The organism is Variovorax sp. P4_D9, assembly GCF_056401695.1.
This window is the reverse complement of sequence record NZ_JBFUIU010000316.1, coordinates 1-9955: the sequence shown is the minus strand read 5'-3', so window position 1 is coordinate 9955 and position 9955 is coordinate 1. Positions and strand designations below refer to the sequence as shown.

The 9955-nt window shown below is 64.4% G+C and carries 10 protein-coding genes and 1 pseudogene; 7 read left to right on the top strand and 4 right to left on the bottom strand.

The features are described 5' to 3' along the window. Positions 1–555 precede the first annotated feature (555 nt). A pseudogene (locus AC1DY5_RS28675) lies at positions 556–1036 on the bottom strand (IS6 family transposase); the annotation flags it as partial. Continuing rightward, complete coding sequence (locus AC1DY5_RS28670) at positions 1018–1560, bottom strand: hypothetical protein (protein ID WP_478116918.1); 543 nt, start codon at positions 1558–1560, stop codon at positions 1018–1020. The gene AC1DY5_RS28670 and the pseudogene AC1DY5_RS28675, both read right to left, overlap by 19 nt. 356 nt (positions 1561–1916) lie before the next feature. Here AC1DY5_RS28670 and AC1DY5_RS28665 point away from each other — a divergent pair, with 356 nt between their 5' ends. From AC1DY5_RS28665 to AC1DY5_RS28655, 3 genes are read left to right on the top strand one after another with little or no spacing between them, the layout of a single operon-like run. Beyond that, positions 1917–2315 (top strand): hypothetical protein, encoded by a 399-nt coding sequence (locus AC1DY5_RS28665; RefSeq protein WP_478116916.1) that lies wholly within the window; start codon positions 1917–1919, stop codon positions 2313–2315. Between the two features lie 36 nt (positions 2316–2351). Beyond that, on the top strand, positions 2352–2552 hold the full coding sequence (locus AC1DY5_RS28660) for a hypothetical protein (protein WP_478116914.1): 201 nt from the start codon (positions 2352–2354) through the stop codon (positions 2550–2552). 33 nt (positions 2553–2585) lie between these two features. After that, positions 2586–2852: a hypothetical protein gene (locus tag AC1DY5_RS28655; RefSeq protein WP_478116912.1), complete on the top strand. Its 267-nt coding sequence runs from the start codon at positions 2586–2588 to the stop codon at positions 2850–2852. Between the two features lie 202 nt (positions 2853–3054). On the opposite strand, the gene pstS is transcribed toward AC1DY5_RS28655, so the two are convergent. Then, on the bottom strand, positions 3055–4095 hold the full coding sequence (gene pstS / locus AC1DY5_RS28650) for a phosphate ABC transporter substrate-binding protein PstS (RefSeq protein ID WP_478116910.1): 1041 nt from the start codon (positions 4093–4095) through the stop codon (positions 3055–3057). A gap of 269 nt (positions 4096–4364) precedes the next feature. On the opposite strand from pstS, the gene AC1DY5_RS28645 reads away from it, so the two are divergent. Further along, a complete protein-coding gene (locus AC1DY5_RS28645) occupies positions 4365–5054 on the top strand; it encodes an arsenate-mycothiol transferase ArsC (RefSeq protein WP_478116908.1) in 690 nt (229 codons plus the stop codon). Between the two features lie 462 nt (positions 5055–5516). Beyond that, positions 5517–7532, top strand: a complete 2016-nt coding sequence (locus tag AC1DY5_RS28640) for a bifunctional metallophosphatase/5'-nucleotidase (RefSeq protein ID WP_478116906.1) — start codon at positions 5517–5519, stop codon at positions 7530–7532. Here AC1DY5_RS28640 and AC1DY5_RS28635 read toward each other — a convergent pair. Further along, the gene (locus AC1DY5_RS28635; protein ID WP_478116904.1) at positions 7478–8089 is read right to left on the bottom strand and encodes a hypothetical protein; all 612 of its coding nucleotides are present in this window, start codon (positions 8087–8089) and stop codon (positions 7478–7480) included. The two genes, AC1DY5_RS28640 and AC1DY5_RS28635, sit on opposite strands and share 55 nt — an antisense overlap. A gap of 92 nt (positions 8090–8181) precedes the next feature. Between AC1DY5_RS28635 and AC1DY5_RS28630 the strand changes: the two genes are divergently transcribed. Together AC1DY5_RS28630 and trhA are read left to right on the top strand one after the other, a co-directional pair. After that, positions 8182–8772 carry a hypothetical protein gene (locus AC1DY5_RS28630; protein WP_478116902.1) on the top strand — a complete coding sequence of 197 codons (591 nt, stop codon included), beginning with the start codon at positions 8182–8184 and terminating at the stop codon, positions 8770–8772. Between the two features lie 212 nt (positions 8773–8984). Beyond that, the gene (trhA, locus tag AC1DY5_RS28625) at positions 8985–9638 is read left to right on the top strand and encodes a PAQR family membrane homeostasis protein TrhA (RefSeq protein ID WP_478116900.1); all 654 of its coding nucleotides are present in this window, start codon (positions 8985–8987) and stop codon (positions 9636–9638) included. The last annotated feature ends 317 nt before the right edge of the window (positions 9639–9955 follow it).

Here is a 9955-nt window from a genome sequence, read left to right as displayed (position 1 = left end):
GGTTCGCCCCGGAATAGACCGCCGGGGGCGCAATCGACGCCACTGCGGCCGGAGATGCCGGCACGTCCACGACGGGTAGCTCCGGAGCCTTCTTCGGCGCGGTTGGCACCGCGACAACCTTTTGAGTCTGCTGCTCCGAACCCACCAGCAGGATCCCGGCGCCAGCGGCGGCGATAACGTCGTCGCTTACGACCCAGGTGCCCTGTTGGGTACACGGGTCAGGCTGATTCGCTCCCCGGATTCCCAGGTGCAATTGAAGACGATTGGCGGCGGCGGCGCGTCAGCGGGCGCGAAGGGGTCCGGATCGCGCTCCCTGCGGTCATCGCACCCGCGCAGAGCCTGGGGGTGGGCGAGCTCGTTGATCTCCGCGAACTTGCCTCCGGAGAGTTCGAAAGGCTCCCCTGCCTTGATCAGCCGTCCGAAGAAAGCCGTCGCGAAGCGGGCATAGGCGGCCTGCGCCTCCTCGGTCGTAGGGGACTCAATCGTCTCGCACGACGACACCTGAGAAAAAATGAGCGAAAAGAAGAACACCCTTGCAATGAGCGGCCAGGTCAGCCGCGTGTCCATCCATCTGGGGTTCTGCGCAGGCAGTTCACGCACCGCGCGGTGCGAGGCCGCGTAGCCATCGAGCGTGATGCTTACCGGCGCACGGCCTTGAGTCGCGAGCGCCTTGCGGAAGAACGCCTTGGCCGCCTTGACATCGCGGTTCGCGCTCAAACGGAAGTCCACGGTCTGGCCGTCTCGATCGACAGCCGTACAGGTAGTTCCACGTGCCGCGGATCTTCACGTAGGTTTCATCCACGCGCCACGAGCGACCGGCCTTGCGGGCGAATCGATTCCAGCGCTTCTCGAACTCGGGCACGAAGCGCTGGACCCAGCGCATGATCGTTTATTGGGCCAGGGCAAGGCCGCGCTCGGCCATCATCTCCACTAGGTCGCGCAGCCTGAGCTTGAATCGCAGATACCAGCGAACGCACCGAACGATGATCTCGCGCTCGCCTTTGCTTCTGGGGGGCGTCACTGCAGCGTGCCCCAGATCCGCGGCGGAAAGACAAAAGGCTGCTGAAATGGATCGAGGTGCGTATCGTCGAGGCAACCGGTCAACATACGGTCGCGCGACAGGGTGATGGAGAAATAAGCCACGCCGGGCCCGCAGTTCCCAATGCTGGATTGCAAGTTTGCCGGCCATGTCACTGTGCCCCCGGTAATTCGGTAACGGGTCACGTCCTCCTGGTCCACGATCAGCTTGCCCCCGATGATTGCAGCCGAGCTGCCGAGTCCTGAGCTTGCCGTACGATCAACGGTCGCTACCCAGGTTCCTCCGTCGCTTTGGGTAGTGAAGCAGTCGCACGGAGCATTGGTAGTGCCGGCAAAAAGAACCTTGCGAACGACATCTCCGGAGCCACTGCCGGGGGACAACTCAAAACCAGAAAGACCAAGGGGCTCCGCGCCATAAGCGGGCGCGAAACAGCCCGCCGCGGAAATGAGAATCGAAGTCATCATCCCCCTGGACCATTGCTTCGATTTCCCGTCACGTTGTGTGCTTGGGTTGACATTCATGAACCACCTCCATCGATGGCTGAGCCTTAACGTGAGCTAGACCTCGCACCCCAAATCGAACTCGGGATCGACATGCATTGAGGCATTTCCTATTCTGTAATGCTCTTGTCTGATAGTGACAGCCGATTTTTTGTAAGACAGTGGCGCCTTCTGTCCAGCTAGTAACTTAGCGTTATATTTTTCAGTGGGCAGTGGGCTGCCGGAACCGTCGACGAAGCGCGGCAGCTGCTCAAACTGACTCCCGTCGAAGCGTTCGAAGCCGGGCCGGTGGTATCCAACGCGCCGCCGGTGGCACCGTTGCTCTGAATGGAAAAAAGCCGCTACTCGCTGGGCGACTCGCGGGGTCGATTAGCGAGTTGACCGAAAGCGGCCAGCCAGAGCGCGTCAGTCCGCTGTGGGAGCCGGCCGAGGCAGAGGACGAATCACAGGATCCTCGACAAGGTCGCCGCACAGATGGGAATTTCGCGATCAGAGGTTCGGAAATACCTGACCGCGATGAAGAAACAGAGCCTCATCCGATCGGGTGCGCGCAGGGTTTGACCGAGATCCTCAGCCGCAAATCCTGGCTGGCGTACATTGGTCCAATCGTGGCCACCGCCCTCATCCTGGTCGTCGCGATCCCGACCCTCGTGCAGACCTTCTCGTGGACCGTGGCGATCGTGGTCGGCGCGTTGATCGTGGCGTACTCCGCCTATCACTTGCTGATGCTCCGAAGCGTGAAGCTCTACGTCGATGACGCGGGAGTTTGGGTCTAATCGGGCGTGTTCCCCTGGAGCCGGGGCGTGGCCGGAGTGAAGTGGCGCGACCTGGACGAGGCCGCGTTCTTCCAGGGTCTGGTCGCCTGGGTCACGCGCGCCTACCGCGCGCGAATCGGCCACCGGTTCACGAAGCCGAACGAGCTGCTGCTGAGCGCCATGTCGCGCGGCAACCTGGCTGCCATCGAGATCAACAGCCGCCACCAGGCCATGATCCGCGCCGGCGCGTTCGACTGAAGTCGAGCTCGCCGGTTTGAAAAAAGTTCCTCGATGAAGCGCAAGAGCCGAGAGAATTCGGGGATGCGATCTTACGAACTGATGAACGCGGCCCGGTGCCGTGAGTGGCTTGACCTCTGCGCCCAGACCCTGCGGCTAGCCGGCCGCCCTCCCGAGAAAACCTTCGTTCCCTTCCAGGACGATTTCTTCGCCGATCCCATGAAAGCTGCGGCGCTGGGCCTCTTGCTTCAATGGGCCTGCGAGGACAACGAGAGTTTCTACGCACGATCATCGACTGCCTTCTCGGTCGGTGCTGCCTAGTGCCTTCATCGGATAGGGAGTCTCACCGGATGTCGACCAGTCGCTCGCGCTGGCCGTCGAGCAGCAAGAGGCGGCTTGCCGTCGACGAATCGACTGCCTGGTCTCCCGACTTCTGAGTACGCCCGAACGAAATCCCTGATCAGGTCCGGCCAACTGTTTCAAGCTGCAGCCGGTTTCGCAGGCGTTGGGTGGTCTCACTCGGTCACTTGTATGGCACTGGCTTGCCCGAAGCGTCCTTGATCTCGCCCCAGGCGGTGGCGATCACGCCCTTGACCTTGTCGGGCATCGGCACGTAGTCGAGATCGCCGGCGGTCTTGTCGCCGTTCTTGTAGGCCCAGTCGAAGAACTTGAGCGTGGTCGTGGCCTGGGCCGGCTTGTCCTGCGCCTTGTGCATCAGGATGAAGGTGGCACCGGTGATCGGCCACGCATCCTTGCCCGGCTGGTCGGTCAACACCTGGTAGAAGGTCTTCGACCAGTCGGCGCCTGCGGCCGCRGCCTTGAAGGCGTCGTCGTCGGGCGAGAYGAAGTTGCCGGCCTGGTTCTGCATCTGGGCGTAGGTCATCTTGTTCTGCTTGACRTACGCGTACTCGACGTAGCCGATCGAGTTCGGCAGCCGGTTCACGAAGGCCGCGACACCTTCATTGCCCTTGCCGCCCGCGCCGGTGGGCCAGTTRACCGCGGTGCCGTCGCCGACCTTGGCCTTCCAGTCCGGGTTGACCTTGCTCAGGTAGTTGGTGAACAGGAAGGTAGTGCCCGAACCGTCGGCGCGGCGCACCGGCGCGATCGCGGCGTCCGGCAGCGCCAGCGARCCGTTCAGCGCCTTGATCGCCGGATCGTTCCACTTGGTGATCTTGCCGAGGTAGATGTCGGCGATGACGGCACCGCTGAGCTTCAGCTCGCCGGGCTTGATGCCCTGGATGTTGACCACCGGGATCACGCCGCCGATGACGGTCGGGAACTGGATCAGGCCCTTGCTCTTGAGTTCCTCGTCCGACAGCGGCATGTCGGAGGCGCCGAAGTCCACCGTCTTGGCWTCGATCTGCTTGATGCCGGCGCCCGAGCCGACCGACTGGTAGTTGATCTTGGCGCCGGTGGCCTTGTTGAAATCGGCGGCCCATTTCGAGTACAGCGGCGCCGGGAAGCTGGCGCCGGCGCCGGTGGCGGCTTCCTGGGCCAGTGCCGGGACCTGGGCGAAGGTCGCGACGATCAGGCCGACGGCTGCGAATCTGGAAAGTGTGATCATGAGCCCTCCCGGGCGAAGTCTCGAAGGATTTGCATTGAGGGCGGCCGCCGGCATCGAGGACCAACCTAAGATAGGCGCGTGCCGAAGCAACCTCTACCAGCGCCGGCAGACCGGCCGACTTCCAGGGTACTCCCCAAAAATGAAACTTTTATGATGGTGGACACACCGCCTTGAAGGCAGACGACGGCACCGAGGTCGAGGCTGGGTGCACTTCATGAAACCATCTGCCCGGCGCTGGCGCGCACTGACAGCGGACAATCAGAAGCGCTATGCAGAAAATCCGTGTTGTCTTCGTTTCGCGACGAAATTCCTTGCGCAGCATCTTGGCCGCAGCGTGCCTGTCACACCTGGGCCATCAGCGCTTTTCGGTGTATTCCTGTGGCCAACCGGGGCAGATCGCTCGCGCCGTGCATCCTGCTGCACTCGGGGCGCTGAGCAGCGCGAGCATTCCGCTTCCGCGCAGCGACTTGCGCAGTTGGGATAAATTCACCCGGTCGGGCGTGCCCTGGCTTGACTTCGTCATCACTCTGGACTCCTCCACGGTGCTGTCGCAACCGAGGTGGCCAGGTCAGCCGGACGCTGCAGTGTGGCCCTACGAGCCGCCAACAACAACGCCGAGGAGGCGGCCCACGCCGCGATCCAAATGCGCTACTCCCTGCGGCGTCGCTTGGAGTTGCTGGTCAATTTGCCCTTGCGCGGACTGGACAGGGCTGCCGTCCGCTCGGACGTGCGAGACCTCGGGCACATGCGTTGAATGGTCACCGAAGCGCCAGAAAAAAACCGATCACACCCGTGTCAACCGCGACGCAGGAGCCAAGCCAGTACCGTGGCGGCCGCCGCGATCGCAACCAACGTCGTCACGGGGTACGGAACGTCCTTCGTCTGAGGCGGCTTGGAGGCCATCGCCTGCGAAGCATTGGCGCTCGCTGGCACTTGCGACGATGAAACGAAGGGGCTGAAGACCGCGCCGCCCGGACCTGGAGCTTCCGGATGCTTGTCGGCATTCGAGGCTGTCTCAAGGCGGCGTGCAATACCGGCGACCACGCCGACGGCTACGCCGGCGCGCTCGATTGGACTTCGTCCGGCACTGGGAGCATGTTGAGATCGGGTTCTGCGGACGCAGCGGCCGCGGATGCCAGCAAGACCGTGCCGACACGACGGTGGGAAAGCAGACGATGCATGGCTGGATCCGGACGTTGCAGGAGTGCCGTCGGCGGCGGCCGCCAGAGGCATGCGGGCCCATTCTGCTCCGCGCCGGTGACGCACCCATGACCGCGAGCAAATCGCCCTCGCTGCGGCCCGTTGGTGGTCCCGATCGCCCACCGTCACGACACGGTCACCCTGCCTATCGATAGTCGGCGCGTGCGCTGTCGCGCGCCCGTCGAAGCAGACGGCAATCGATCACCCAGGAGGCCATTACCGTGTCGACCCGCCGCTTCATGCTCGTCTTTGCGCTGACTGCCGTTGCGACCGGCATCGGCGCACTCTCCGCCCATGCGCAGACCGGTCCCGCAGGGCCGCGACAGGCCACCGCTACCACTAGCGACCGTCCCGACAGGGACCGCGATGATGTCCGCCGCGGCGATGCGCGCGAACCGATCAAGGTCAAGATCATCGGCTTCAACGACTACCACGGCAACCTGCAATCGCCCGGCACCTTCGGTGTCAACACGCTTGTCCCGGCAGCGCAGCGGCCAGCCGTGGGTGGCGCCGAATACCTGGCAGCCTACGTCGCCCGGTTGAAATCACAGAACGTGATGAACGTGGTAGTCGGCGCCGGCGATTTCATCGGTGCTTCGCCACTGGTCTCGGCCTTGTTCTTCGATGAGCCCGCAGTCGAGACACTGAACAAGATCGGCGTCGAGTTCAACGCCGTCGGCAACCACGAGTTCGACAAGGGCTCGGCCGAACTCAAGCGGCTTCAAGGCGGAGGTTGCAAGATCACCGATGGGGTGCCCGATTCGAACAGCTGCAAGGGTCTGGGTTCGAATGCGCCAGGGAGTTTCGACGGTGCTAAGTTCAAGTGGCTTTCCGTCAACGTCTTCGAGACGGCCACGGGTCGGACCCTGTTCCCGCCCTACGGCATCAAGACGTTCCATGGCGCGAAGGTCGCGTTCATTGGCATGACGCTGAAGGGCACGCCCGGCATCGTCACGCCAACCGGCGTCGCCGGGCTCGAGTTCCGCGACGAGGCGCAGTCCGTCAATGCGCTGGTTCCCCGCCTGCGTTCCCAGGGCGTGCGTGCGATCGTCGTGCTGGTGCACCAGGGGGGCTTCCAGAGCAGCCCGAACGTCGGCGACATCAACGGCTGCGACGGCAACCTGAAGAATGCCGACGGCAGCGACTCCGAGATCGCCAACATCGTCAAAGGCCTCGACAACGGCGTCGACCTGGTGATCAGCGGCCACACCCATGCCGCGTACAACTGTTCGGCGAAGACGGTCGACGTCAAGAACGTCAACGGCACGGCGGTCAGCACCCCGCGCCCGACCGGGCTGCCGAACAGGGACGGGCGGTTGGTCTCGGTGACGAGCGCGAGCGCGTTCGGCCGTGTGCTGACCGACATCGACCTGACGCTCCATCCGCATTCCCATGAGGTGATCGCGGTGTCGGCGACGAATCGGCTGGTCGACCGGACGGACGTCGCGATCAACGACGCGATTGCCACGGACCCCAGCGTGAAGAACATCGTCGACGGGTACAACGCCTTRGTGTCGTCGCTGGCCAATCAGGTGATCGGAACGATCTCTGCACCGCTGTCCAATACCACCAACAGCGCCGGCGAGATGCCGGCCGGAAGCCTGATTGCCGATGCCCAGTTGCAGGCCACGCAGCCGGCAGCACTTGGCGACGCGATGATGGCGTTCATGAACGCGGGTGGGGTGCGCAACCCCGGCTTCGCGGTTGCGGGTGCCAGCTATCCCTACAACGTGACCTACGGCAACGCCTTCACCGTGCAACCCTTCGGCAACAGCCTGGTGACCATGACGCTGACCGCGCAGCAGATCAAGGACTTGCTGGAACAGCAGTTCACGGGCTGCAAGGGCCAGACCGCGCAGCGCGTCATGCAGGTGTCGAACGGCTTGAAGTATTCGTGGAGCGCTTCGGCGGCGCCTTGCTCGAAGGTCGTCAACGTGGTGCTGACACCGACCGACGTCACGGTCACGCCGCCGGTGGCGACTGGCGCACCGGAGACCATCGTGGCCAATGGCGTGGTGCAGAACCCGACCAAGACCTACCGGGTCACCGTCAACAACTTCATGGCGACCGGAGGAGACGGCTTCACGGTGCTTCTTGGCGGCACCAACGTGCTCGGCGGCGCGCAAGACATCGATGCGCTCACCGCCTATCTCAATGCCGGCTACAAGGCACCTAAGCTCGCCTATGACCCGGCTCTGCCTGCGCTGGCAATTCCGCGCATCACCCAGATGCCGTGACAGACGGCAAGTTGACTTCGAAGCATCGTGTCCTGTGCCTGGTCGCGATCGCCCTGGTCGCATTGGGCTTGCCCGGCGCGCCGGTCGATGCGCAGCAGCCGGCAGTCGGAGCAGCGCCGCAATCCGCCGCAGCGATCACGGACATGCGCGTGCYCGACCCGGCTGTGGTGGCCGCCCGACTGGCGCTGCTGAGCCGTGCCGAAGCCGAGCTCGCGCGCGGCGACACGCAGGCGGCCACCGACACCTTCGATCGCGCCGCGATGATGCTGCACGTGCCGGACACCGAGATGGGGTTGGTTCGGGCCTACATGCAAGCCGGGCAGTACCGGCGCGCGCTGGCGTTTTGCGCGCATGTCGCGGGCGCGCATCTCGAATCTGCGCCAGCCGGCGCGCTCTACGCTTGGCTGCTTCGCGCCGGCGGGCAGTTGGCGGTCGCAGAAGGCACGCTGCGCGACACGCTTGCGCGCGCGCCGCGAGACCCGGTGGCGATCGACGTGCGCCGGGCCTTTGCGGCGCCATCGCCGGTGGCGACCGGCCTGTTGTTGCGGGTGCCRCACCGGATGGCGCCACAGGCCTTGATGGCAGGGACGCAACCCGACGTGCCGGAGACGGCCCGGATCGTCTCGAGCGGCGTATCAACGACGGAACGATGGCCCTGGTGCCCAGCGCAATCGCGGGGAGGGCGGCCGCGGCTGGCACGATGTGGGTGCGCAACGGACTCGGACGAACCACCCGGGCGCGCATTGAGACGGCGAATGTCCCCCTCGAAGCGCTGGGCCTCAGCCTGCTGCGCCTGGACGCCCCGCTCGACGCCGGGGGAGGGCTGGTCCTGCCGCCGCGCGATCCATTCGCCGGGAGCCCCGGCTTTGCCATGGAGTACGCGGCGTCGGACACCGCCGCCCCCGCCTGGCCGTGGCTGAGCCAGGGCTTCTTCGGTGCGCTGGAGGGCAACGCCGGCCTGCGACGCCTGGGCATCGAGGTCGTCGACGGACCGCACGGTGGACCGGTTCTGGATGCCGGTGGTCGTCTCGCGGGCATTGTCCTGAGAGGCGCGAGTGGGGAGCCGTTGATGCTGCCCATTTCGCGATGGCAGGACTTGGCCGAGGCCGCGCCAACAAGCGCGACACGCGATCCGCTCGACTCGAACCCGCCGCCCGCACGGGCCGCTCGCGCGATGCCGGTCGACGAGGCGTACGAGCGCGGACTACGGCTGGCCCTGCAGGTCATTGCGCTGCCCTGAACACGGGCATACGAGATGAAGCAATCACGGCGAGCAGGTTCATCGGCATGGGAGTCTCCAGGTGAGGGCAGGGGACCGGTCAGGTTGTCCGGTGGCGCTTCAGGACTTCCGAATCTCGATTTGTCCGTATGCTGTTTCCGCGAACGACGTGCTTCAAGGCCACGTGCTGCGTGCGTCATGACGAGGTCATCGCACCAGCTTCTGATCTTGCAATGATGGTCTCCAATGCCTATTCCGCCCGGGGCCTCCGCATCATCGATGGGGAGCGATTCAATGGCTACAGCCACCTGCTTGGCTTGATGCTCTCACTCGTCGGCGGCGCCTTTCTTTGGATCAAGGCGGCGAGCACCGGGGACGCGGTACGTGGTGCCGGTGCTGCGGTATTCGTGTTGACGCTGGTCCTGTTGTATGCAGCTTCGACGCTCTACCACGCGTCCCACGGTCCTGCGAAAGAGGCTTGGCGCCGAGCCGATCATTGCGCCATCTACCTGATGATTGCCGGCACCTACACGCCGTTCGGCCTGGTGTCCCTCGGAGGATGGCAAGGAGCGGCCCTGGTCGGCGCGATATGGGCGATCGCCTTGGCGGGGGTCGCACGTGAGGCCCGCGTGAAGGAGGGCTCAGCTCCTTCCTTGACTCGGTACCTCTGCATGGGGTGGCTGGCCGTGCTGGCGGCGACCCCCGTCATCGCGGCGATGGACAGGGCCGCGCTGGCCTGGCTGATGGCGGGCGCGGCATGCTATTCGTTCGGGACCGTGTTCTATCGCAATCGAGGCGGTTGGAGGCATGCGCACGGCGCCTGGCACCTGTTCGTCCTGGGCGGGTCGGCCAGCCACTATGCGTCGATCAGTTCGGTTGTCCTGTGAGTGGGATGTCGGCCCCTTCGAAGTGGGACATCTGCAGCGAAAGATCGAACAGCTTGGCTTTGCCGGCGTAGGAGCGATCCAGTCGCTACTCCTTCAAGATGTCGATGGCGAGGTCGAACCTGTCGAAAGCGATCTCAACTAGTGTGGTGCGCCACTCAGATATGTACTTATTATTTGGCCCTTGCCAGTGCAGCCTTGGCTCGCGTGACCTTGGCCAGGATGTCGGTCGCKCTSGCGGTCCAGATGAAGGGTTTTGGGTTGGCGTTGTGGCGGTCGCTCTGGCGGTCCAGATGAAGGGTTTTGGGTTGGCGTTGTGG

Coding starts and splice junctions, on each gene's coding strand:
- AC1DY5_RS28655 (WP_478116912.1), top strand. CDS start 2,586: ATGAAGCGCAAGAGCCGAGAGAATTCGGGGATGCGATCTTACGAACTG.
- AC1DY5_RS28670 (WP_478116918.1), bottom strand. CDS start 1,560: ATGAATGTCAACCCAAGCACACAACGTGACGGGAAATCGAAGCAATGG.
- AC1DY5_RS28630 (WP_478116902.1), top strand. CDS start 8,182: ATGGCCCTGGTGCCCAGCGCAATCGCGGGGAGGGCGGCCGCGGCTGGC.
- trhA (WP_478116900.1), top strand. CDS start 8,985: ATGATGGTCTCCAATGCCTATTCCGCCCGGGGCCTCCGCATCATCGAT.
- AC1DY5_RS28645 (WP_478116908.1), top strand. CDS start 4,365: ATGCAGAAAATCCGTGTTGTCTTCGTTTCGCGACGAAATTCCTTGCGC.